20 protein-coding genes are annotated in these 22,963 nt (G+C 63.8%); 10 read left to right on the top strand and 10 right to left on the bottom strand.

Features of this window, described 5'->3' with window-relative positions; translation table 11 throughout:
• Window positions 1–8 precede the first annotated feature (8 nt).
• The 3 genes from purU to DOM45_RS04800 all read left to right on the top strand — a co-directional run bounded on the left by purU (window position 9) and on the right by DOM45_RS04800 (window position 2,553).
• Window positions 9–875: a formyltetrahydrofolate deformylase gene (gene purU / locus DOM45_RS04810; protein ID WP_110598391.1), complete on the top strand. Its 867-nt coding sequence runs from the start codon at window positions 9–11 to the stop codon at window positions 873–875.
• A gap of 115 nt (window positions 876–990) precedes the next feature.
• Window positions 991–1,308 (top strand): hypothetical protein, encoded by a 318-nt coding sequence (locus DOM45_RS04805; protein ID WP_110598390.1) that lies wholly within the window; start codon window positions 991–993, stop codon window positions 1,306–1,308.
• A gap of 243 nt (window positions 1,309–1,551) precedes the next feature.
• Entirely contained in the window at window positions 1,552–2,553 is a 1,002-nt protein-coding gene (locus DOM45_RS04800) for a TerC family protein (protein ID WP_110598389.1), read from the top strand.
• On the opposite strand, the gene DOM45_RS04795 is transcribed toward DOM45_RS04800, so the two are convergent.
• Complete coding sequence (locus tag DOM45_RS04795; RefSeq protein ID WP_110598388.1) at window positions 2,510–4,189, bottom strand: LTA synthase family protein; 1,680 nt, start codon at window positions 4,187–4,189, stop codon at window positions 2,510–2,512. The two genes, DOM45_RS04800 and DOM45_RS04795, sit on opposite strands and share 44 nt — an antisense overlap.
• A gap of 187 nt (window positions 4,190–4,376) precedes the next feature.
• Here DOM45_RS04795 and DOM45_RS04790 point away from each other — a divergent pair, with 187 nt between their 5' ends.
• From DOM45_RS04790 to DOM45_RS04780, 3 genes are all read left to right on the top strand, one after another.
• Entirely contained in the window at window positions 4,377–5,042 is a 666-nt protein-coding gene (locus DOM45_RS04790; protein ID WP_110598387.1) for an alpha/beta hydrolase, read from the top strand.
• A gap of 11 nt (window positions 5,043–5,053) precedes the next feature.
• Window positions 5,054–5,683 carry a DUF938 domain-containing protein gene (locus DOM45_RS04785; RefSeq protein WP_110598386.1) on the top strand — a complete coding sequence of 210 codons (630 nt, stop codon included), beginning with the start codon at window positions 5,054–5,056 and terminating at the stop codon, window positions 5,681–5,683.
• 103 nt (window positions 5,684–5,786) lie between these two features.
• Window positions 5,787–6,029: a hypothetical protein gene (locus DOM45_RS04780; protein WP_110598385.1), complete on the top strand. Its 243-nt coding sequence runs from the start codon at window positions 5,787–5,789 to the stop codon at window positions 6,027–6,029.
• Between the two features lie 82 nt (window positions 6,030–6,111).
• Here DOM45_RS04780 and DOM45_RS04775 read toward each other — a convergent pair whose 3' ends face one another.
• Both DOM45_RS04775 and DOM45_RS04770 read right to left on the bottom strand, forming a co-directional pair.
• Window positions 6,112–7,527, bottom strand: a complete 1,416-nt coding sequence (locus tag DOM45_RS04775; RefSeq protein ID WP_110598384.1) for a PhoH family protein — start codon at window positions 7,525–7,527, stop codon at window positions 6,112–6,114.
• A gap of 324 nt (window positions 7,528–7,851) precedes the next feature.
• Complete coding sequence (locus DOM45_RS04770; RefSeq protein ID WP_342588712.1) at window positions 7,852–9,477, bottom strand: peptidoglycan DD-metalloendopeptidase family protein; 1,626 nt, start codon at window positions 9,475–9,477, stop codon at window positions 7,852–7,854.
• 504 nt (window positions 9,478–9,981) lie between these two features.
• Here DOM45_RS04770 and DOM45_RS04765 point away from each other — a divergent pair.
• Together DOM45_RS04765 and DOM45_RS04760 are read left to right on the top strand one after the other, a co-directional pair.
• Window positions 9,982–10,908: a LysR family transcriptional regulator gene (locus DOM45_RS04765; RefSeq protein WP_110598382.1), complete on the top strand. Its 927-nt coding sequence runs from the start codon at window positions 9,982–9,984 to the stop codon at window positions 10,906–10,908.
• 98 nt (window positions 10,909–11,006) lie between these two features.
• Window positions 11,007–12,011 (top strand): glutathione S-transferase family protein, encoded by a 1,005-nt coding sequence (locus tag DOM45_RS04760; RefSeq protein ID WP_110598381.1) that lies wholly within the window; start codon window positions 11,007–11,009, stop codon window positions 12,009–12,011.
• A 49-nt stretch (window positions 12,012–12,060) separates the two neighbouring features.
• Here the strand turns inward: DOM45_RS04760 and DOM45_RS04755 are convergent, their stop codons facing one another.
• Window positions 12,061–12,528 (bottom strand): YaiI/YqxD family protein, encoded by a 468-nt coding sequence (locus tag DOM45_RS04755; protein WP_110598380.1) that lies wholly within the window; start codon window positions 12,526–12,528, stop codon window positions 12,061–12,063.
• Window positions 12,529–13,001: 473 nt separating this feature from the next.
• On the opposite strand from DOM45_RS04755, the gene DOM45_RS04750 reads away from it, so the two are divergent.
• A complete protein-coding gene (locus tag DOM45_RS04750) occupies window positions 13,002–14,726 on the top strand; it encodes a DEAD/DEAH box helicase (protein WP_110598379.1) in 1,725 nt (574 codons plus the stop codon).
• A gap of 258 nt (window positions 14,727–14,984) precedes the next feature.
• The gene (locus DOM45_RS04745) at window positions 14,985–15,965 is read left to right on the top strand and encodes a GntR family transcriptional regulator (RefSeq protein ID WP_110598960.1); all 981 of its coding nucleotides are present in this window, start codon (window positions 14,985–14,987) and stop codon (window positions 15,963–15,965) included.
• A 36-nt stretch (window positions 15,966–16,001) separates the two neighbouring features.
• Here DOM45_RS04745 and DOM45_RS04740 read toward each other — a convergent pair whose 3' ends face one another.
• The 6 genes from DOM45_RS04740 to DOM45_RS04715 all read right to left on the bottom strand — a co-directional run bounded on the left by DOM45_RS04740 (window position 16,002) and on the right by DOM45_RS04715 (window position 22,779).
• Complete coding sequence (locus tag DOM45_RS04740) at window positions 16,002–16,925, bottom strand: NAD(P)-dependent oxidoreductase (protein ID WP_110598378.1); 924 nt, start codon at window positions 16,923–16,925, stop codon at window positions 16,002–16,004.
• A 40-nt stretch (window positions 16,926–16,965) separates the two neighbouring features.
• Window positions 16,966–18,393, bottom strand: coding sequence for an FAD-binding oxidoreductase (locus tag DOM45_RS04735; protein ID WP_110598377.1), 1,428 nt, complete (start codon window positions 18,391–18,393; stop codon window positions 16,966–16,968).
• A 56-nt stretch (window positions 18,394–18,449) separates the two neighbouring features.
• A complete protein-coding gene (locus DOM45_RS04730; protein WP_110598376.1) occupies window positions 18,450–19,706 on the bottom strand; it encodes a TRAP transporter large permease in 1,257 nt (418 codons plus the stop codon).
• Window positions 19,703–20,191, bottom strand: coding sequence for a TRAP transporter small permease (locus DOM45_RS04725; protein ID WP_110598375.1), 489 nt, complete (start codon window positions 20,189–20,191; stop codon window positions 19,703–19,705). Before DOM45_RS04725 ends, DOM45_RS04730 begins: the two co-directional genes overlap by 4 nt.
• 62 nt (window positions 20,192–20,253) lie before the next feature.
• Complete coding sequence (locus DOM45_RS04720) at window positions 20,254–21,348, bottom strand: TRAP transporter substrate-binding protein (RefSeq protein WP_110598374.1); 1,095 nt, start codon at window positions 21,346–21,348, stop codon at window positions 20,254–20,256.
• Between the two features lie 129 nt (window positions 21,349–21,477).
• A complete protein-coding gene (locus DOM45_RS04715) occupies window positions 21,478–22,779 on the bottom strand; it encodes an L-fuconate dehydratase (protein WP_110598373.1) in 1,302 nt (433 codons plus the stop codon).
• Between the last annotated feature and the right edge of the window lie 184 nt (window positions 22,780–22,963).

Below are 22,963 nucleotides of genomic sequence, written 5' to 3'. Positions count from 1 at the left end.
GAGCCAACATGCACTCTGAAAACAATAGCTGGATTCTGTCCGCCCAGTGCCCCAGTCGGCTGGGCACGGTGGACGTGGTGACCCGCTTCCTCAAGGAGCAGGGCTGCTATATCACCGAGCTGCACTCCTTCGACGACTACCGTGGCGGGCAGTTCTTTATCCGCGCGGCTTTTCTGCCGGAGCAGGCCGACTTCCATGGCGACGACTTCCGCGAGCTGTTCACCGCGCGGGCATCGGCGTTCGACATGCAGTTCGAGCTGACTCCGCCGGACTATCGCCTGCCGGTGGTGATCATGGTCTCCAAGACCGACCACTGCCTCAACGATCTGCTCTATCGCTATCGCACCGGGCAGTTGGCGATCGACGTGCGTGCCATCGTCTCCAACCATCCGGATCTGGAGCCGTTGGCGGCGTGGCACGGGCTGCCCTATCACCATCTGCCGATCACCCCGGAGACCAAGGCGGAGCAGGAGGCCGAGGTGCGCCGGGTGGTCGAGGAGAGCGGGGCGGAGCTGGTGATCCTGGCGCGCTACATGCAGGTGCTGTCCCCCGAGCTGTGCCACCACTTCGCCGGCCGCGCGATCAATATCCACCACTCGCTGCTGCCCGGCTTCAAGGGTGCCAAACCCTACCACCAGGCCTACGAGAAGGGCGTGAAGCTGGTCGGCGCCACCGCCCACTACATCAACGACGATCTCGACGAGGGCCCGATCATCGCCCAGGGCGTCGAGGCGGTCGACCACGCTCACTACCCCGAGGATCTGGTGGCGCGCGGACGCGACATCGAGTGTCTGACCCTGGCGCGGGCGGTGCGCTATCACCTGCAGAAGCGCGTCTTCCTGCACGCCGGGAGAACCGTGGTATTGGCGGGATGATCCGTCCGCCCGTTTGCCGTGTGGCGCGATACCTCCTATACCGATAGGCGCGAGGAAGCGGGAAGCTTCCCCGCTCCCACCAGGGAACGTCTTCATTCGACGCAAGGAGTCAGTCATGCGGCTATCTTCATTGGCGGGTCGTCTCGCCATCCTCTGTGTCCTTGGTGGCGTCGGTTCTAGCGGCGTCGCCATGGCGCAATCTGATGATTCACCGCCATCCGATGACGCCCATCGAAACCCGGAGATGCAAGCCGACACCCGGGAGGGGCAGAACCAGGGCGCCTCCGCGCAGTACGAGATGAGTGGCGAAGAGACGCGATCCGGTGACGACGTGGACGACGGCGATCCCGGAAAAGCGTCATCACGGGCGGAGCTGATGAAGGGAACGCTTCAGTACGAACGCTCGTCCGACAGTACTTCGTCTACCCCCTGAGCTTGACGCGATTTTCGACAGGAATCGACGTCGACGGGCTTGTGTCGTCCGCTGCTTGCAGACACAATGCGCTCAGCACGGAAGGGGAGTATTCCGCCGCCGGCGCGTCAGGCGCCGCCGGTCGATGATTTCGTCAGCACGGGCCACATTGCCCCGGAATCATCGGTTGCCACGGCCGCTTACGTAGCCGCAGGCAGCGGGAGAGACTTTCGGTGACGTTCACCGTCTACCGGAGGTTCCTCTATGCACGTACCCGTTTGGGTCTGGCTGGCGACTGTCGCCGGCATCGCCGCACTCTTCATCTTCGATTTCTACGCCCATGTGCGTAAGCCTCACGATCCCACCTTCAAGGAAGCGGCCTGGTGGTCGGTCTTCTTCATCGCACTGGCGATAATCTTCGGTGGCGGTCTATGGTGGGTCTGGGGCGCGCAGCATGGCGCCGAGTATTTTGCGGGTTTCATCACCGAGAAGAGTCTGTCGGTCGATAACCTGTTCGTCTTCCTGATCATCATGTCCAAGTTCGCGGTACCGCGCGCCTACCAGCAGAAGGCGCTGTTGATCGGCATCGTGATTGCGCTGATCCTGCGCGGTATCTTCATCGCGGTGGGTGCCGCTGCCATCGCGCAGTTCAGCTGGGTTTTCTATCTTTTCGGATTTTTCCTGCTCTACACGGCGATTCAGCTGGTGCGTGAGGGCGCGGGCGGTCATGACGAGAACGAGGAGTACGAACCCAATGCCATCGTACGCTGGATCCAGCAGCGTCTACCGGCCACCGACGAGTTCGACCGCGATCGCCTGCTGACGGTCAAGAACGGCAAGCGTCTGGTGACCCCGCTGTTCATGGTGGTGGTGGCGTTGGGGATGACCGACGTGCTGTTCGCACTGGACTCGATTCCGGCGATCTACGGGCTGACCAAGGAGCCCTATATCGTCTTTACCACCAACGCCTTCGCGCTGCTCGGTCTGCTCCAGCTCTACTTCCTGCTCGGCGGCCTGCTGACCCGACTGGTCTATCTCAGCCTGGGGCTGTCGTTCATCCTGGCCTTCATCGGGGTCAAGCTGATCATCGAGGCGATGCATACCAACAGCCTGCCGTTCATCAACGATGGCCAGCCGCTGCATCTGGTGCCGGAAATCCCGATCTGGCTCTCCATGTCGATCATTCTCGGCACCCTGGTCGTCACCACCGTCGCCAGTCTGATCAAGAGCCGGAACCTGAAGTCGGCGACGTCTCACCAGGAGTGACATCGCCGTAGATCCGATGCAGTAGATCCCGCACTCCCGCCATGGGAATCGCGGTTTCCGGCCCGGGCGGGAACATGCCGGGCCGAAAGCCGTTATCGAGGAATCCCCGTAGCAGCGCCGGATCGTCGCTGATCACATGCATCGGTACATCCTTGCCGGGGCTGCCGCCGATGATGGCCGGTGCGGCCTGGTGGTCGCCGAGGATCATCATCAGGGCATGATCGCCGCCGTGCAGGTTCCCGCCCAGGTAGCGCCGGGCGAAGCCGGTGGCTGCCTGCAGCGAGTAGTCGATGGCCGGAGCGTAGTTCCGGCGCATCGCCTCGGTGTCCTGCCACAGCGAGGCGTAGTCGTCGCCCGCGCCTCTCCAGCGATCGAAAACCCGGCCGTCGCCGACCGTCGACCAATCCTCGATCACGTCGATGACCGGCGACCACGGGGCGTGGCTGGATAGCGTCGCCAGTTCGGTAAAGCTCGGCCCTTGGTGGCGTGACAGCGCATAATCCTCGACCCGCTGCCAGGTGAACTGGTCCGGCATGCTGGCCCAGCCCATCGAGGGGCCTTGATAGCCCATGCTCTCGGCGGTGTGGATTTCGTCGTAGCCGTAGAGGTCACCTTCGGGCCAATCCCGGATGATGCCCGGCATGATGGCGATGGTGGTGTGCCCGGTCGCCTTGAAATCGTCGATCAGGGTCGAATGGGGGCTGTTGATCATCAGCTCGAACCGCAGTTGAGAGGTGACCGGCAGGCCACTGGCGAAAGTGGCGTGATTGAGCCAGGACTGGCCGCCGAGCGTGGCGGCGGTGACGCGCCCGGTGACGACCGACAGGCCGGCGGCGCCGAGTTGATGCTCTATCGTCTCCAGGCGTGGGCGAAGCTCGGCCTTGAACGGTTCCCGCTCGATGGCCGCGACGCCGTAGGACTCGATGAAGCCCAGAATGACATCGGTGTTGGCCAAGCCGGGGAGCGCCTGGCCGTCGGGCGTCGCATAGGCGTGGCCGTCGTCGTACAGCTGGCGTCCGAACGTCGCCATCGCCTGGCGTGTCTCCTGGGCTCGCTGCCATTCGAACATGACGAAGCTGGCAGCGGGATGGCCGAGCCTGGCAATTCCGGCCGGAGCGTTGCCCATGGATACGGCGTTGACGACCGCCAGGCCGATACAGCCTGTCAGTATCAGCAGCAGCGCCAGCGCGCGTGGCGTATTGCGGGCGTGGAAGCCGCGCAGCAGGCGCGCCAGCAAGAGGCCGGTGGCGAATGCAACGAGGCCGGCGGCCGACAAGCCTGCGACGGCCAGTGGCAGGCCGAGATTGGTGACGATCAGCTCGATCAGGATGGGGATCAGCTTGATGTCGGTGTAGAGATTCAGCGATCGACCCTGCATGGTCTGTGTCAGGGCGTCGCCGGCGGCACCGAAGACGATCGCCAGCGCGAACAGGACGACCAGTCCGGATAGCCAGCGCCGCCAGCGCGAGGGGGGCAGCAGGGCGAGCAGACCGACGATGAGCGGTGCCTCGAGCGCGATCCAGTGTCGCGGTGGAAACCCCGCCCAAGGGAGTTCCGGTGTCAGCAGCAGGACGTTGAGCAACGAGAGGGCCAGCACCAGGTGCCAGCGAGGCGCCTGGGGAAGAGAGAACGTCATGGCTCGTCCTTGAGTCGGGTCGGGCGATTCGGGGTCGGCATGGCTGTGACCTGCGTTCGTCGGGTGGGCGTGAAGCGAATCCGTTCATCAACCTACGCAGCGCGCAAGGTTTCGGATGGCACGTTAAACTGAGTGGTCAGAATTTCGAACCCTAACCGGGCCAACCAGGCGACGAGGACGATCCAACATGACAGCTGCGCGCGAGTTGATCATTGAACCATCGAACGGAAAAAAGGCCGATGCCTGTGTCATTCTGCTTCACGGGTTGGGGGCCGATGGTCATGACTTCGAGCCGCTGGTGCCGGCGCTGGCGTTGCCGGAGTCGCTGGCCGTGCGTTTCGTGCTGCCCCATGCCCCGCAACTGCCGGTGACGGTCAACGGCGGAATGACGATGTCGGCATGGTACGACATTCTCGAGATGAATCTCGGCCGCCGGGTCGATGTGGAGCAACTGCGGGCTTCCGCCGAGCGGGTCCACGGACTGGTCGAGGACCAGGTCGCCGACGGGATCGACAGTCGGCGAATCGTGATCGCCGGCTTCTCGCAGGGGGGCGCGGTAGCCTACGAGGCGGCGCTTTCCTGCGCCCGACCGATGGCCGGGTTGCTGGCGCTGTCGACCTACTTCGCCACCGCCGACAGCATCGATCTGGCAGACGCCAACCGCCACCTGCCCATCGAAGTGCACCACGGCTCGGCCGATCCGGTCGTCCCCGAATCCCTGGGGCGCGAGGGCGCCGAGAAGGTCGAGTCGCTCGGTTACCCGGTCAACTACCGCACCTACGAAATGGGGCACAGCCTATGCCCCGAGCAGGCGCGCGACATCGCCGACTGGCTGGTCGCCACATTTCGATGACGGGGGGCGTCATGAACAGCATGGATAGCCTGGACCAGAGGGAAAACGACCGGCGTCTCTCCAGCCCCGCCGCCCGGCGCAATCGCGAGCCGATTCTCGCGGTCCTGCGCTCGGCACTGCCGAGCGCGGGGCGGGTGCTGGAGATTGCCAGCGGCAGTGGCGAGCACGCGGTCTATTTTGCCCGTCACCTGGCGCCGCTGTGCTGGCAGCCGACGGATTCCAGCGAGACCGCGCTGGCCTCGATCGCTGCCTGGCGGGAGAGCGAGGCACTGGATAACCTGGCGGCGCCGGTTCGCCTGGACGTCACTGGGCACTGGCCGGTGTTGCCGGATCTTGCGGCCATGGTCTGTATCAACCTGCTGCATATCTCGCCCTGGGCGGCCAGCGAGGCGCTGTTCGCCGCAGCCGGGCGCCAGCTTCCCGCGGGCGGCGCGCTGATAGTCTATGGCCCTTTTCGGCGCCATGGCGAGCATACTGCGCCCAGCAATGCGGCGTTCGATGACGAGCTGCGGGCGCGTGACCCACGCTGGGGGATTCGTGATCTCGACGCGGTCGAGCGGTTGGCCGGGGACAGCGGCCTGAAGCGCGACGCCGTTCACGAATTGCCGGCGAACAACCTCTGTGTCGTCTGGCGGCGCTGACGTCCGCGGCGATCCGGGGCCGAAAGCGGGAGATGTCGCCGCAATACGCCGTAACTCGACTACACTGGATGCAGACCTTCAACGGCCGACAAGGAGTGATGCCGTGTCAGACTTCTCCGAAGAGTTTCGTATGCCCAAGGGTTGCCCCAATTGCGGCAACCACATGATGAAGGTCTCCCAGGCCAAATCCGCGGATGACCTGGTCTACTGCACGTCCTGCAACACGGAAGTCTGTGCCTGGGAGGAGGCCGAGCGCATCATGGCGGAGACGCCGCGCAGCGAGTCCGAGCAGCTGATCGAGGACGTGATGAACAACAAGAAGCCGTCCACTGACGACGATCGATAGCAGTTCGTCCGTGTCCAGACGAAGACACCCCGGCCATGGCCGGGGTGTTTTGCGTTGGGGGGGGGCGAGAGGCGAAGGAGCGCTACAGCAGCTCCTCTGCCGCCAGGGCGAGTCGGGAGCGCTCGACGCTTCTCAGCGTGATATGGCCGGCATGGGGCCAGTCGCGGAAGCGTTCCACGACCGCTGCCATGCCGCAGGTGTTGGCGGTGAGGTAGGGCGTGTCGATCTGGCCCACGTTGCCCAGACAGACGATCTTGGTATTGCGTCCAGCGCGCGTCACCAATGACTTGAGCTGCTTGGGCGTGAAGTTCTGGGCCTCGTCGATGATCAGGAAGGTATCGTTGAGCGTTCGCCCGCGCATGAAGGTAGGCGAGCGGATCTGCACGCGGGAGCCGATCAATTGGCGGGTCGCGCCATCGTTCCAGCTCGAGGAGCCCTCGCGCTCATCGCGCAGCAGGTTATCCATGTTGTCGTGGAAGGCGCCCATCCATGGCGACATCTTCTCTTCCTCGGTGCCCGGCAGGAAGCCGATGTCTTCTCCCATCGGGATCGGCGCCCGGGTAAAGACGATGCGTTCGAACTGCTTGCCATCCAGCGTCTGCTGCAGGGCGGCGGCCAAGGTCATGAAGGTCTTGCCGGTACCGGCACTGCCCGCCAGGGTGAGAAAGTCGATGGTCGGATCCATCAGCAGGTTGAGGGCGAAGTTCTGGCGGCTGTCGTGGGCATGTACGCCCCAGACGCCGCCGTGATGGCGGTAGTTGGTCAGCAGTTGCAGGCTGGCCTTGCGCGGACCATGGCTGCGGACGATGGCCTCGAATTCGGCGCCGTTGTCGCTGTCCGATACCAGCATGCCCACGTGCCAATCTTCGGGAATGCTGCCTTCCAGGTGGTAGAGCGTGTGGCCATCGGTGCGTTCGACCATGACCTCGACGTCCAGCGATTCCCATAGGCTGCGCCCGTCGCGGCCGGCATCGGCGTAGACCTTGGCCCCCTCGATCATGGCGTCGAGGTCATCGAACGCCTTGTCGTTGAGGTAGTCCTCGACCGGTACGTTCAGTGCCGTGGCCTTGACCCGCAGGTTGATGTCCTTGGTCACCAGCGTGACGGAGGCATCGGGTCTTTCGTCGCGTAGCCGGCAGGTCTCGGCCAGGATGCGGTTGTCGGGGGAGTTTTCCAGTGTCTCCAGCGGCGCCAGATCCTGATAGCAAAGGAAGCGCAGGCGGCCGGCGGGACCACCGGTGACGCGCGGGATGGGAATGCCTTGCTGAATTTCTTCCGGTGTGACGTGGGCGGTGAGGTCGGAGAGGGTGCGGCTGATCTGTCTTGCCGTGCGCGCGATCTCGCGCATGCCGTTCTTGTGTTTGTCCAGTTCCTCGAGGACCGTCATGGGGATGACGACATCGTGCTCCTCGAAATGGTAAAGGGCTGCTGGGTCGTGGATCAGGACATTGGTGTCCAGTACGTAGAGCCTGTTCGCTTTCTTGTCGATTCGCACCATCGGCAAAAGCACTCCTGTGAGTTCAAGGCTACTCGACCCTGACAGAGTGCGGTGACAGAACGGTGTCGCCCTGATTCACTCCGCCAGTGCCACTCTCGGTTGGCTGTAAAGACTGTGTCGGCTTTACCTCTCTGACGGATGAAGTCACCACCAGAATGGCCTGATGTGATCAAAAGCGCTACCCCCAATTTGAGGCATCGGGTGCAAAAAGCGGCTGTGGCTTTCACCGAGGCGGTGCCGGCCATCTCGGTCCGGCGATCGTTGCGGAATGGCGGCCACAAAAAAGCCCCGCCTTGGCGGGGCTTTGGACGGCAATGACGTCGACTAGATGTTGTCGTCGCCGTCGTCGTTCTTCTTGACGGAGACCTGGGCGATCGCCGGTTCGTTGTCGCCGCTCTGATCCAGCTTCGCCAGCAGGTTTTCCGATTCGCGCTTGAAGGCGGCCAGGGCATCGCCTCGGAGGCTCTGGGACTCCGGCAGTTTCACGCGCATGGCGTCGACCTGGTGGTTGTTGACCAGTACCTCGTAGTGAAGATGAGGACCGGTGACACGGCCGGTGCTGCCTGAAAGGGCAATCTTTTCACCCATCTTGACGTGTTCGCCGGGCTTGACCAGCGCCTTGCTGAGGTGCAGATAACGGGTCACGTAGCCGTTGTCATGGCGGATCACGATATAGCGCCCCGCGATCGGGTGATTGACCACCCGCTCGACGATGCCATCCGCCGGGGCGTCGATGGGCGTACCCGTGCGCATGGCGAAGTCGGTGCCTTTGTGCGGGCTGATGCGCCCCGTGACCGGGTGATGACGGCGCAGGTTGAACGGTGAACTGATGCGGTAGTGGCCCTGGAAGGGGTAACGGTCGAACGCGGGGTCGAGACTGTTGCCGTCCGGGGTGTAGAAGTGGTCGTCGGCGCCGTTGCGGACCACCGTCAGATTCATGCGCTGGCCTTCGTACTCGGCGGCCAGCACCTTGGAGTCCATGGAGTGGCCGTCGATCATGTCGGATTCGACCAGTACCCGAAACTGGTCGCCCGCACGGGCGTCGCGACGAAAGTCGAGTTTCTTCGAAAGCACGTTGATCAGTTCCGACACCTCGGCGCTGGATAGCCCCGTCGACTGAGCCGAGAGTGCGAAAGAGCCGTTGACCGTGCCGCTGAACATCCGCTGGGCGGCTTCGCCGGTCTTCTCGATCGGCGAGTAGGCGAAGTCGGCCGCCTCGTCGTCACGCTGGATCAGATAGCCCTCGCGGGGATCCTTCATGACCCGTAGCGCCAGTAATTGGCCATGTTCGTCGAGCTTGTAGTCGAAACTGTGCCCGACCCGCCAGCGGGTGAGGACCTTCTTGTCCGGCACCGTGTTGAGGATCTGCATGACGTCGCTGTACGCCAGGCCCAGCGTCCGCTCGGCGGTGAGCGCGAAGGAGTCGCCGTTCTGGATGGTGTAGCTCTGCCATTCCGGGGTATAGGTCTCGCGGGCGGCGATTTCGTCGCCCAATTCCGTGTTGCCGGAGGGATCGAGAGAGTTATCGAAGGACCAGTCCTCGTAAGAGGTGCCTCCAATGCTGTCATCGTCTTCGTCGGTCGCCGAGTAGGCGTCACCCACGGGCAGTTGCGCCGCCAGTTTCTTGACGCTGGGTTCGACCGTCGGTTTGATGATCGGAGAGATCGCCTGGGCTGGCTGCTGGGGCGCGTCGTCGGCCTGTGCTTCGGGTACCAGATCGAGGCGCATTACCTCCAACGGCTTGAGTTGCGCCAGCGGAATCTCTTTCGACAGATCTCCGAGGGAGAAGGCATCGGAGCCCGCCTCTTTTGGCGCCGCCGAGTTGACGATCGACTGGGAAATCGTGGTCGTCGTCGCCAGGGGGAGCTGCTTTTGTGCGTCCTCGGTGTCACCGAAAACGCCGATAATCTTTTGCGTGCCCAGCACGGTGACCATGGTGGCGACCGGCAACAATAATACTTTGTGCGTGCGGGGCAGCGAATGGAATATTCGCAACATGAAGATGAAGGCCCGGGTAAAAAAGGATGACAAATTTAAATAAAGGCCGGGGAAAGATACCCCAAGGTAGTATTAATTGCCTAGTCTGTATTTAAATACAGTACGCCGGCTCCCGCCACGCGGAGGATGTGGGCGACGAGGACGTAGGTCGCCAGACGTCATGTCAAGACGTCGGGCGTAAGCTTGTGTAAGGTGATGGTGCATGTTGTTGCACTGAGATGGTGCCGTTAAAAGTCTTGTTTTATTGGAAAATATTTTATCGTAAAACTTTTGTACGGCTTTTATTGGCCGATAAGATTGCGTCAGCGGCATCAATTTTCGCGATGGATTGGCGCGAAAAACGTCGGAGCCTAGACGACGATTTCTCACGCGAATGGCAAATGTGGAAATGTAGAGAGCTCAGCTGTAGAGACCATTCCTCTGACACGGGATGTGTGGGCCAACGGGGGAGAAGTCATGCCGAAAGTGACGTTGCTACAGTGGCAGATGCTGGCGGCGGTAGCCGATCACGGTGGATTTGCCAAGGCGGCCGATGTCGTTCATCGAAGCCCCTCGACGCTCAATCACGCGATTCACAAGATCGAGGAGCAGTTGGGTGTGGTGCTGTTCGAGCCAAAGGGTCGCCAGGTCGTTCTCACCGAAGCCGGCCGGCTACTACTGAGACGGGCGCGACAATTGATCGAGAATGCTGCCTCGCTGGAAGACGTCGCCGAGCGTCTCGCAGGCGGGCTGGAGGCGGAAATTTCCCTGGCCGTGGATCAGATATTCCCGGCGGATCCCCTTGCGGAGGCGTTGACCCGATTCTCGGAGGCTTTTCCCCACGTTCGCGTCCAACTGCACGAAACCGTTCTCAACGGCGCTGTAGAGATGTTGTACGAGGGGCGGGCGGATCTCGCCATCTCGGCAATCGACGCTCAGGGTTTCCTGGGGCAGCCGGTCGTCGACGTGGCTTTCATCGCAGTCGCCCATCCGGAGCATCCGCTGCACCGATTGCAGCGCGAGCTGGATCTGCGGGATCTGGAGCGATATCGGCAACTGGTGACGCGGGACTCCGCCGTCCGCCATCGACTGGATGCCGGTTGGTTGAAGGCCGAGCAGCGATGGACGCTGAGCCATCTGTCCACCACCATCGACATGCTGGAGCGCGGGCTGGGGTTTGCCTGGGTGCCCGAGCCACGTATCCATAGGGCGGTGCAGCAGGGCCGGCTGAAGGCGCTGCCGCTGCGGGCGGGTGGCGTGAGGCGAGTATCGCTCCAGATGATCTACCGGGATATCGATGGCGCCGGTCCGGCCACGCGCGCCCTGGCCGACGAGCTGATGGCGAGCGTGGCGGCCACCTGTCCCCGCGAATCGTTGCCGTCGGTGCCCCATTCATCGATGTAGACGAATGACTGGGCCGAGTTATTGCGCTGGATCTTCAGTGGCCGGGATCTATGCTGCTCTCGGCACGTCGTGGGACACCGAATCAACAGGAGAACGTCATGGGATTGCTGGTCGACGGAAAATGGCAGGATCGCTGGTACGACACCGAAAGTCATGGCGGGGAGTTCGTTCGCGAGTCCGCCAAGCTGCGCGATTGGATCACGCCGACCGGCGCACCCGGCCCGGACGGCCAGCGGGGGCTGGCGGCGGAGGCCGGGCGTTACCACCTCTACGTATCGCTGGCGTGTCCGTGGGCACATCGCGCCCTGATCATGCGCAAGCTCAAGGGATTGGAGGCGCTGGTCGGTGTCTCCCACACCAGTCCTCTGATGCTGGATCAGGGGTGGTCCTATCGAGTCGATGAAGGGTCCAGCGGCGATAGCGTCAATCATGTCGACTACCATCATCAGCTCTATACCCTGACCGACTCGAACTACACGGGGCGGGTGACGGTTCCGGCGTTGTGGGATCGGCAAGAGCAGCGGATCGTCAACAACGAGTCCGCGGAGATCGTGCGGATGCTGAACACGGCGTTCGACGGCCTGACCGGCAATTGCCTGGATTTCTATCCCGACGATCTGCGCGATGTCATCGATGCCGTCAATGCCGATGTCTACGACCACGTCAACAACGGTGTCTACAAGGCTGGCTTTGCCACCGAGCAGGGCGTCTACGAAAAGCACTTCGCGGCGTTGTTCGACTGCCTCGATCGATTGGAGTCGCGTCTCGCCGGGCAGCGCTACCTGGCGGGCGAGTGGCTGACGGAAGCCGACATCCGGCTGTTCACCACGCTGGTTCGCTTCGATGCGGTCTATCATGGCCACTTCAAGTGCAACCGGCAGCGCATCGCGGACTTTCCGAATCTGTCGAACTACCTGCGTGAGCTCTACCAGTGGCCGGGCGTCCGGGACACGGTCGACTTCGACCATATCAAGCGCCACTACTATTACAGCCATCCGACGATCAACCCGACCCGCATCGTGCCCGTGGGACCTTCACTGGCGCTGGATGCGCCGCATGATCGCGACCGGCTGACGGGGCGCGGAGTCCGCGGCGGCGAATGAAGGGGGCGCTGCCGGGTCCGGGTTCGCCCCGTTGACGGTAGCGAACCCGCTAGAATCGAGCGTGGCGTTGCAGCCAGCGGTCCAGCGCGTCGGCGAACGTCCGGCGATCGCCATCGGTATAGGCGTTGGGCCCCTGGGTGTGTTCCCCGCTGGCGCGCAGCGTCTCCATGAAATCGCGCATCTGTACGCGCGACTTGATGTTGTCGAGCGTCAGGTCCTCGCCGCGAGTGGTCATGACCATCGCCCCCCGCTCGATGACCTCCTGTGCCAGAGGAAGGTCGCTGGTAACGACGAGGTCGCCCTTGGTGACGGCATCGACGATCTCGTTGTCCGCGGCATCGAAGCCATGCGCCACGGTGCGCGACTTGACCCAAGGCGAAGGCGGCAACGGCAACGCATGATTGGCCACCATCCAGGTTCGGGTCTGGGTCCGCTCGGCGGCACGAATGATGATGTCACGGGCAACGCGCGGGCAGGCGTCGGCGTCGATCCAGAGAGTGGGCTTGGGTGTCGGCATGGCGATGACGCTCGGCTGGATGGGGAAGAAGTGGCGCGCAGTCTACGGTTTTCGCCGCCAGGCTTCATCCGAGGCCACGTCCATCCATCGGGGTTTTCGGTAGGATTTTTACGTTCCGGTGGTGAAACGTCTACGCCGATGGTATAGTAGCGCCTCCTCGCATGTGTTGACCCCACCATCCTGCCGATATGTCTGTAATCGACGCCATCGACCCGTGAGTCGATGCCCAGCACCGGACGTATCTCGTACATGACGCACGGCCACGCCGTTTTTCGCGTCCGGATGCAACGATGGAGCGCCTCAATCGGTTGATGTATTACGCAACCGGGCGCATCAAGGTCGCCACATACGCTATCGCTTTCGAATCCGCTGGCGAGAAGCGCAATGCCTGGTGCGACCGGCATTCAGTGGTGATCACGCCACCAATGCCATGACATTTTCGCCGGTGCCCACCGGCCACTCCAAGGTGTGAAATGACCTCGACTGTTACTGCTTCGCCTAGCTTTGGCGATCTGGCTCTGTTGCCGGAAGTACTGACCGCCCTCGAAACGTTGGGCTATGAAATCCCGTCGCCGATCCAGTCGCAGACTATCCCTGCGCTGCTGGAAGGTCGCGACATGCTGGGCCAGGCGCAGACCGGCACCGGCAAGACCGCGGCGTTCGCGCTGCCTTTACTGAGCCGTCTCGATCTCGGCCGGCGTGAACCGCAAGTCCTGGTGCTGGCGCCGACCCGCGAGCTGGCGCAGCAAGTTGCCGTATCCTTCTCCAAGTACGGCCAGAATCTGAAAGGCCTGGAAATCGCGACGCTTTGCGGTGGCCAGGATTACCGCGAGCAGCTGTCGGCGTTGAAGCGTGGCGCCCAGGTCGTCGTGGGGACACCGGGGCGGATCATCGATCACCTCGACCGTGGCAGCCTCAAGTTGGACGGCCTGTCGGCGCTGGTGCTCGACGAAGCCGACGAGATGCTGCGCATGGGCTTCATCGACGACGTCAAGCGCGTGGTCGCCGATACGCCCAAGAACGCCCAGCGCGTCTTCTTCTCGGCCACGCTGCCGAGCGAGATCGAGCGTATCGTCAACCGCTACCTGGTCGATCCGGTCAAGGTCGCGATCGAATCCAAGGTCAGCACTGGCGAGAACATCGAACAGCGCGTGGTACGGGTGGAAGGCCCCAGCAAGCTGGAAGCTCTGGCGCGTATCTTCGAAGTCGAGACGGTCGACGCCGCCATCGTGTTCGTGCGCACCCGTGCCGCCTGTACCACGCTGGTGGAGCAGCTGACTGCCCGCGGCGTCAACGCTGCCGGTCTCTCCGGCGATCTCGACCAGAGCCTGCGTGAGCGTACCGTGACGCGTCTCAAGCGGGGCAAGGTCGATGTGCTGGTGGCCACCGACGTGGCGGCGCGTGGTCTGGACGTTCCGCGGATCACTCACGTGATCAACTACGATCTGCCGCAGGATTCCGAGGCCTACATTCACCGTATCGGCCGTACCGGCCGTGCAGGCCGCAACGGTGTCGCCATCACCTTCGCCGGCGGCCGCGAGACCCGCAAGGTGCGCTGGGTCGAGCAGGCGACCGGTCAGGCCATGACCGAGATGCCGCTGCCCGACGAGGCCGCCATTCGCGCTCATCGCGACACGCAGTTCAGTGCGCGTCTGCGCGAGATGCTCGAGGCCGGTAGCGATCATCAGCGTGCGCTGATCGAGAAGCTGGTCGAAGAGGGTCACGATCCGATCGATCTGGCGGCGGCACTGGCAACGCTGGCGCGTGCCGGCGAAGCGCCGATCGGCCGCATCACCAGTTCACCCTCGCGCCGTGACAGCGGTCGCGACGGTGGCCGCGATGGCGGTAGCCGTGGTGAGCGCGGTGCCCCGCGCCGTCGCGACAGCGCGCCGCGCGAAGGCATGACCCGCTACCGGGTCTCCGTCGGTCACAAGGATGGCGTCAAGCCGGGGCAGCTGGTCGGCGCACTCGCCAACGAAGGGGGTATCGAGGGTGGTCGCATCGGCCGCATCGATATTCGCAACGCCTTCTCCGTGGTCGAGCTGCCGAGCGGACTGCCTTCCTCGATTCTGGCCAAGATGTCACGCGCCCGGGTCGGTGGACGTTCGCTGGAAATCTCGGAAGACCAGGGTGCGCCCGAGCGTGCACCGCGTCGCCGCACCGATGGCGAGGCACCGGTTCGCCGCTCGCGCGCCTGATCGGTAGACGCTGTACCGCCAGCCGAGCCCGTTGCTCCGCTGGTGTCGAAACGCCGCCCACTTCGTGGGCGGCGTTTTTGTTGGTGCCGCCATCAAGACGCGGTCTCCCAGGGGGCCGAAAGCCGATGTTGTCCCCCAGGTTCGAGGCAGGACCTAGGTCTGACAGTCGTTGACGGTCTTTGTATGCAATACTCGTTCTTGCTGAATCGTGGCACGTTCCCGATTCAGGTCCACCGAAAACGTGGCGGGATCAGTTCGATGACCAAGACGCTCAAGGATCAACTCTACGAGGCCCTGCTGCGCAGCATGGCCAGTGGCCATCTGGAGCCCGGCCTGGTGCTGCTCGAGGGCAACATCGCCGATATCTTCGGGATGAGCCGTTCGCCGGTGCGCCAGACCCTGGGGCGGCTGCACGACGAGGGCGCCATCAGCCGTTTCGACGGCCGCGGGTTCCTGGTGGGGCGGGCACCGGGGAGTATCGTGCGCCGCTCGCTGACGGCGGCCGATTTCCGGGCCGCAGGCGGCCGCGCCTCCGTCAAGCGGACGGACTCCTGGCGCGCGCTGGCGGAACGGGTCGAGCACGACGTCGTCCTCTGCTCGATGAAAGGCCGACTCGAGCTCAACGAGCTGCAACTGGCCAAGTCACTGGGTGTCAGCCGCGCCACGACCTACCGCATTCTGCTGCAGCTGCAGTCTCTCGGTGTCGTCGAGAAGGTCAAGTACAGTAGCTGGAACGTGGTGCCGCTGGACGACGATCGACTGCATCAACTCTACGATGCGCGGCGTCAGCTGGAGCCGTTCATGATCGCGCGGGCCTGCGAGCGAATCCCGGACAAGGCGATTCAGCGCTATCTGGATCGCCTGGATCAAGCCCAGGCCAGCTACCCTCGAATCGAGGCCAGCCAGCTCGATGCGCTGGAGAACGACCTGCATCACGAGGCGCTGGAGCAGGGCGGCAACGCCGAGATCCTGACCATGCTTCAGCGCACCCGGCCGATCCTGCTGATCAGCAAGCATCTGCTGGGAGGCGAGATCGAACTGCCGCCGGGCGACCCTTTCTTCGCTGCGCATCGGCAGGTCTTCGAAGCGATGCAGCAGCGGCGCGCCGCGCAGGCCAGCGACGCACTTCACCGGCACATCAGGGACTCCGAGGCACTGGTCCAGGAACGCCTGGCCAACTTCCGGCATGCCGGCGAACTGAGGGAGCCTGGGTATCTGCGCTGGTTGAGCCAGCGCTGACCGGGCAGATCGCCGGCTGCCCGACGTGTCCTGAGCTCAATCGACCGGCATCCCGTTTCGTCGGCGCAACTCCCGGATCAGCGCGCTGTGATCCAGCTCGCCATCGCCGTTCGCCAGCATGTCGCCGAACAGCGCATCGGCCTGACGGCTCATGGGAAGGTCGAGCGACAGGCGAGCCATCTGCGCCATTGCCGTCTGGGTGTCCTTGTGTTGCCACTTCGCGGCACCGCCGGGCAGGAAACTCTCCTCCAGCATGCGCTGGCCGTGAACCTCGAGAATGGTCGAGTCGGCGAAACCGCCCATCAACGCCTGACGCACCTGCGCGGGATCGGCCCCGCCACGCTCCACCAGCAGCAGCGCCTCGGCCACGGTGGCGATGGTGTTGGCCACGATCATCTGGTTGGCGAGCTTGGCGAGCTGGCCGCTCCCGGCGGGCCCGACATGGGTGGGGCGACCGAGGGTTGCCAGCAGCGGGCGATGGCGTTCGAAAACGGATGCCTCGCCACCGACCATGATCGCCAGCGTGCCCTCGATGGCGCCGCGTTCCCCGCCGGAGACCGGTGCGTCGAGGTAGTCGACACCGTGGAGGCCGGCGGCGTCCGCCTGCCCCTTGGCGGTCTCCACCGGGATCGAGCTCATCACGATCAGGCAACTGCCGGGCCGCATCGCGGCGATGATGCCGGTCTCGCCCAACAGGATCTCGTCGCAGACGGGGCCCGCGCTCAGCATCACGATGACCACATCGGCGTCGTGGACGGCCGCCTCGGGGGATGGAGCCGCGACCACGCCGGCGGCCTGCAGCGGTGCCAGCTTGTCGGGCGTGCGGTTCCAGGCCCGGACGCGATGACCGACATCCGCCAGGCGGGCCGCCATGGGGGCCCCCATGATGCCGGTTCCGAGAAAGCCGACGGTCTGGATATCCTCGAGGTGACGATCTTTATCGACAGGGGAATCTTGCATGAGTCGCTTCCTGAAAGAAGAGTGCGCGGGCGGGGCCGATTCATTCGACGGGGCGGGGCAGAATCCGGCCAGGGGAGATCAGGTAACGGGGGTCCAGAAGCCGCTTCAGGCCGCGCATGATGTCGTATTCCGGCTCGGACAGCGTCTCCAGGAAGGCGGTCTGCTTGAAGCGGCCGATGCCATGCTCGGCGCTGATGCTGCCATCGAAGTCGGCGACGATCTCGAACAGGCGCTCCTCCAGCTCATGCAGCAGCGACGAGCGCTCGTCGGGGCCGAGCTCTGGAGGCGGCAGGATGTTGAAGTGCAGATTGCCGTCGCCGATATGGCCGTAGGCGATGATCGTCGCTTGCGGGCACAATGTCCCGATCTCCTCGGTGGCGCGCTCGTGAAAGGTGTTCAACGAGGAGATCGGCAGCGAGACGTCGGTGCGCAGGTGCTCGCCACGATTGCGCTGGCCTTCCAGCATGGCTTCGCGAATGCGCCAGAGATTGCCGGCCTGCGCCTCGCTGGTGGCCAGCACGCCATCGGTCAGCCGGCCGGTCTCGAGCCCGCGCTCGAAAAGGCTCTCGATCATGCTGTCCAGGTCCGCCGGTCCACTGGCGCTGGCTTCCATCAAGACGTAATAGGGCGCCGGTGCGTCCAGCGGGTCGCGCAGGTCGGGGGCGGCCTCCATGGCGAGTTCGAGGCAGGTGCGAGGCACCAGCTCGAAGGCGGTCAGCAGGTCGCAGCAACTGCGTCGCGCCAGCGCGTAGAGTTCGAGCACGGCAGCCACGCTGGGGCAGGCCAGCAGCGCGCTGCGACTGACCTGAGGGCGGGGAAACAGCTTGAGGACCGCCCCGGTCACGATGCCGAGCGTGCCCTCCGCACCGATGAACAGCTGCTTGAGATCGTAGCCCGTGTTGTCCTTGTGCAGCGCTTTCATGCCGTTGTATATCCGACCATCCGGCAGCACCACCTCCAGCCCCAGGACCAGCTGTCGCATCATGCCGTAACGCAGCACGTTGAGGCCGCCGGCGTTGGTCGAGACGTTGCCGCCGATCTGGCAGCTGCCCTGGGCACCCAGCGAGAGCGGAAAATCGCAATCCACCGCCTCGGCGGCATCCTTGACCGACTGCAGCACGCAGCCGCCATCCACGCTCATGGTGAAATTGATCGGATCGACGTCGCGGATCGCCGTCATCCGCTCGAGACTGACGACCAGTTCCGGCCGCTCGCCATCGGGCAGGGCGCCGCCCACCAGGCCGCTGTGCCCCCCCTGGGGCACCAGCGGGATGTCGTGTCGATGACAGTAGCGCACCACGTCGGCCACCTGGTGCGTCGTCGCCGGCCGCGCCACTGCCAGGGGGGCGCCACCACGGTAGCCCGGCCAGTCGACGCAATAGCGTTCCATGTCATCGATGTCGGTCAGCACCCCCCCCTGGCCCAGCATCACGGCCAGCTCGTCGATCAGCGTGGCTTGAATGGTCATGCATCACCTCTCGAAACGTTATCGAAGCCACTCATCGTCGTCGAAACCGGCTGGCATCAGCGATACCAGAGGACGACCTGAGGAAAGAGCAGGAACAGCACCAGCAGGCCGATCAAGGTGAAGTAGAAGGGGAGCAGGCTCTTGACCAGGCTCTCCATGCCGACCTTGCCGACGCCGCAGCCGACGTAGAGCACCGTACCCACGGGAGGCGTGATCAGGCCGATCCCCAGGATGAACGACATCAGCACCCCGAAATAGACCGGGTCGATGCCCAGCTTGACCACCACCGGCGTCATCAGCGGGGCCAGGATCACCATCGCCGGCGTCAGATCCATGAAGAAGCCGACGATCAGCAGGAAACCCGACAGGATCAGCAGCAGCAGGAGCTTGTTCTCGGTGATCGCGGACAGGCTGACCACCAGTTGCTGCGGGATCATGTTGGCGGTGAGCAGCCAGGCGAGAACGCTGGCGAAGGCCAGCAGCAGCATCACCACGCCGGTGAGTTTGCCGGTGGCGATACAGAGCTCGAAGAAACGTTTCAGCGTCAGGCTACGGTAGATGAAGAAAGAGACCGCGAAGGCGTAGACCAGCGCGATCGCCGCGCTCTCCGTCGGGGTGAAGACGCCCGACAGGATCCCGCCGACGATGATCACCGGCAGCAGCAGCGCCAGCAGCGCTTCCTTCAACGCGGCGAACAGCTCGGGCACCGAGAAGGGCTGGCCACGGCCGTTCTTGCGCGACTGGACGTAGGTGGTGACCGCCAGCCCCAGCGTGATCAGGATGCCCGGTACGATACCCGCCATGAACAGCTGCGAGATCGAGGTGTTGGTGACCACGCCGAACAGGATCATCGGGATCGAGGGCGGGATGATGATGCCGACGACCGAGGCGGCCACCACGATCGCCGTCGCCAGCGGTGCGCTGTAGCGATGCTGCTTCATCGGCTCGATCATCATGCTGCCGACGGCGGAAGCGTCGGCCACGGCCGAGCCGCTGATGCCGCCGAAGAACATCGATGTCAGCACCGCGACCTGGCCCAGGCCGCCGGCCACGAACCCGACCAGGGCGCTGGCCAGTCGCACCAGGCGAGTGGCGATGCCGCCGGCGCTCATGACTTCCCCGACCAGGATGAACAGCGGGATGGCCAGCAGCGGAAAGGAGTCCAGGCCGTTGACCGCCTGGGCCACGATCGGCGAGAGCGCGTAGCCTGACTCGAAGAAGATGAACAGGCTGATGGCCGCGAGACCGAACGAGATCGGCATGCCGATGACGATACAGATGGCCAGCCCTATCAGAATGCTCCACAGGATCATGATGTCTTGCTCCGGAACAGGGAGAACAGGGCGATGGTGTTGGCGATGATCGTCAGGATCGCCATCACCGGCATGGCGCTGTACAGAAACGTCTGGGGTATGCCCAGCATCGGCGTGGCGCTGGTGTAGCCCGAGATGACTTCGTTGAACCCGAGCAGGATGCAGATGCAGACGATGTAGACGATGGCGATGCTCAGCAGCACGGCGGCCTTGCGCAGTCCGGCGGGCGCCTTGTCGCGGAAGAACGTGACCGCCACGTGCTCGTTGCCGAGACTGCCCACGCCGGCGCCGAGCAGCACCAGCCAGATGAACAGCACCCGGGAGAGCTCCTCGGCCCAGGTGTAGGAATAGTTGAGAACGAAGCGGCCAAAGACGTTGGCCGTGACGCAGAACACCACGCCCAGCACCAGTAGCCCGGCAGCGATTTCCAGCGTTTGGCGTAGCCAGCCCAGGAGACCCCGGGCGGAAGGCGAGTCGGCACTCATCATGACCTCCGTGATCACGCACTCGCCGCAGGCGCGAGTCGGCGCCTGCGGCGAACCGGTACTTACTGAGCCTGGGACTCAGCGCGAATACGGTCGATCAAGTCGCCGCCGATCTTGTCACGCCAGTCGTCGTAGACCGGTGCCAGATCTTCCTGGAAGGTCGCGATCTGCTCGGGCGTCAGTTCGGTGATCTGCATGCCCTGTTCCTTCAGCTCCTGCTTGATCTGGTCATTGAGCGTTCGGCTGACCTGGCGCTCGTAGTCGCCCATCTGCTTGGCCGCCTCGCGCAGCAGCTGCTGATAGCTCTCCGGCAGCCGGTTCCAGAAGCGCTCGGACACCAGGGTGATAAACGGCGTGTAGACGTGGTTGGTCTCGGTCGCGTACTGCTGCACTTCATTGAACTTGGAGGATTCGATGGTGATCCACGGGTTCTCCTGGCCGTCGACGACACCCTGCTCCAGCGCGGTGAACAGTTCGGCAAAGGACATCGGGGTCGGGTTGGCGCCGAGCGTGCGCCAGATATCCAGATGGATCGGGTTCTGCATGGTCCTGACCTTCAAGCCATCCAGATCCGAGGGGGAAGTCACCGCCAGCTTGCTGTTGGTCAACTGGCGATAGCCGTTCTCGGCCCAGCCGATCGCCACCAGTCCCTTCGTCGAGGCGTCCTTCAGCATCTGCTGACCGATATCCCCGTCCAGTACCTTGTCGGCGATTTCCGGGGTCGGGAACAGGAACGGCAGGTCGAAGACGGCAAACTGCGGGAACATGCTGACCATGGGGGAGGTCGACGGCGCCGTCATCTCCAGCGTGCCGGCCTGCAGCGCGCTGACCGACTGCAGGTCGTCGCCCAGTTGTGCGCTATGGAACGTCTGCACCTGAATATGACCGTCGCTGCGCTGCTCGACGATCTTCTTGAAATACTCCAGGCCGCGATACTGCGCGCTGGACTGGGTCAGGCCGATGTTGAACTTGAGGTTGTAGTCGTTGCCGTCGCCCTCGACGACATCACCGGTGACTTCCGGGATTGGCGGCATCTCGGTCGCCGCCACGGCAGAAAGGCTGGTCAGACCGAGGACCGTCGCCACCATCAGCGTCGTCAACCGGGAACGGGTCCGTCCAGGGCGTGTCGCGTGGGGGAAGGATGTGATTGTTGTCATCTTCGGCTCCATAACGTTGTTGGTGCTTATCGCGTGAGTGGCATGAATCGCGTGAGTGACTTGCGGCATGGCGACGCCCGCGTTGGCGACGTCCGAATGCTCTGGGTGGCGGGCGTCCGGCGCACGAGGCTACTGCTGCCAGGCGCTGCCGCCGGGAAACCGGTGGGCATCGAGCGAGCTGGCTTTCATGGTGACGCCGTAGCCGGCGGCATCGGGTAGCTGATAGTGCCCGCGATCGATCCTGACCGGGTCGATGAAATGGTCGTGCAGATGGTCGACGTACTCGAGCAGGCGACCCTCGAGCGATCCGGAAACGGCGATGTAGTCGAACATGGAGATGTGCTGGGTGTATTCGCACAGGCCCACGCCACCGCCGTGGGGGCAGACCGGGATGTCATACTTCGCGGCCATCAGCAGCACCACGAGCACCTCGTTGAGTCCACCCAGGCGGGCGGCATCCAGCTGGCAGAAATCGATGGCGTCCGCCTGGAAGAGCTGCTTGAACATCACCCGGTTGTGGCAGTGCTCGCCGGTGGCGACACCGATCGGCGACAGCCGATGACGAATCTCGGCGTGACCGAGCACGTCGTCCGGACTGGTCGGCTCCTCGATCCAGTGTGGCCGGAACTCGGCCAGCCGACGCATGTTGGCGATCGCCTCGTCGACGTCCCACATCTGATTGGCGTCCATCATCAACAGCCGCTCCTCGCCGATCTCCTCGCGCAGGATGCGGGCCCGCCGTCGATCCTCCTCGATGTCGCCGCCGACCTTCTGCTTGAAGTGCTCCCAGCCATCGCTGATCGCCTGGCGGCACAGCGACCGCATCTTCTCCTCGGAGTAGCCCAGCCAGCCGGCCGAGGTGGTGTAGCCGGGGTAGCCGTGCTCGCGCAGGTGGGCCTCGCGTTCGGCCTTGGTTGGCGCCTGGCGGCGCAGCAGGCCGATCGCTTCTTCCGGCGTCAGCGCATCGGTCACGAAGCGGAAATCGAGACAGCGGACCAGCTCCTCTGGCGTCATGTCGGCCAGCAGCTTCCACACCGGCTTGCCTTCCCGCTTGGCCCACAGATCCCAGATCGCGTTGATCATCGCCGAGCAGGCCAGATGAATGACGCCTTTCTCCGGCCCCAGCCAGCGCAACTGACTGTCCCCGCTGGTGAGTTCCCGCCAGTAAGCGCCCATGTCGGCGGTGATGTCCGACAGCGAACGCCCCTCCAGACGCGTTGCCAGCGATTCGACGGCGGTCACGCAGATCTCGTTGCCGCGGCCGATGGTGAAGGTCAGGCCGTGGCCGGTAATACCGTCATCGGCATCGGTGTGCAGAATGACATAGGTGGCTGAATAGTCCGGCGCGGCGTTCATCGCATCCGACCCGTCCAGCTCGCGGGAGGTCGGAAAGCGAATGTCCTGAACTTCGACGCGTTGAATCGTGGGCATGCCGAGAAGATTCCTTGCCTGGAGAGTATGGGATGGAGAGTGGGTACCCTCGACGACTTTCAATACCGGAAAGTCACCCTGTTTTTTGTCTTCTATTTTTCAAAAATAAAAAACGTCATTTGGGAATATCCGTCGAAAGTACGAGCCATCTTTCGTGGGTCATTCGGTAGCCTAATCGGCGCTC

Origin of the sequence: Salinicola lusitanus (assembly GCF_003206045.1) — a bacterium.
Taxonomy (GTDB): Bacteria; Pseudomonadota; Gammaproteobacteria; order Pseudomonadales; family Halomonadaceae; genus Salinicola; species Salinicola lusitanus.
Note: the sequence above shows the minus strand (reverse complement) of the source record. Positions and strands in the feature narration are given on the sequence as shown.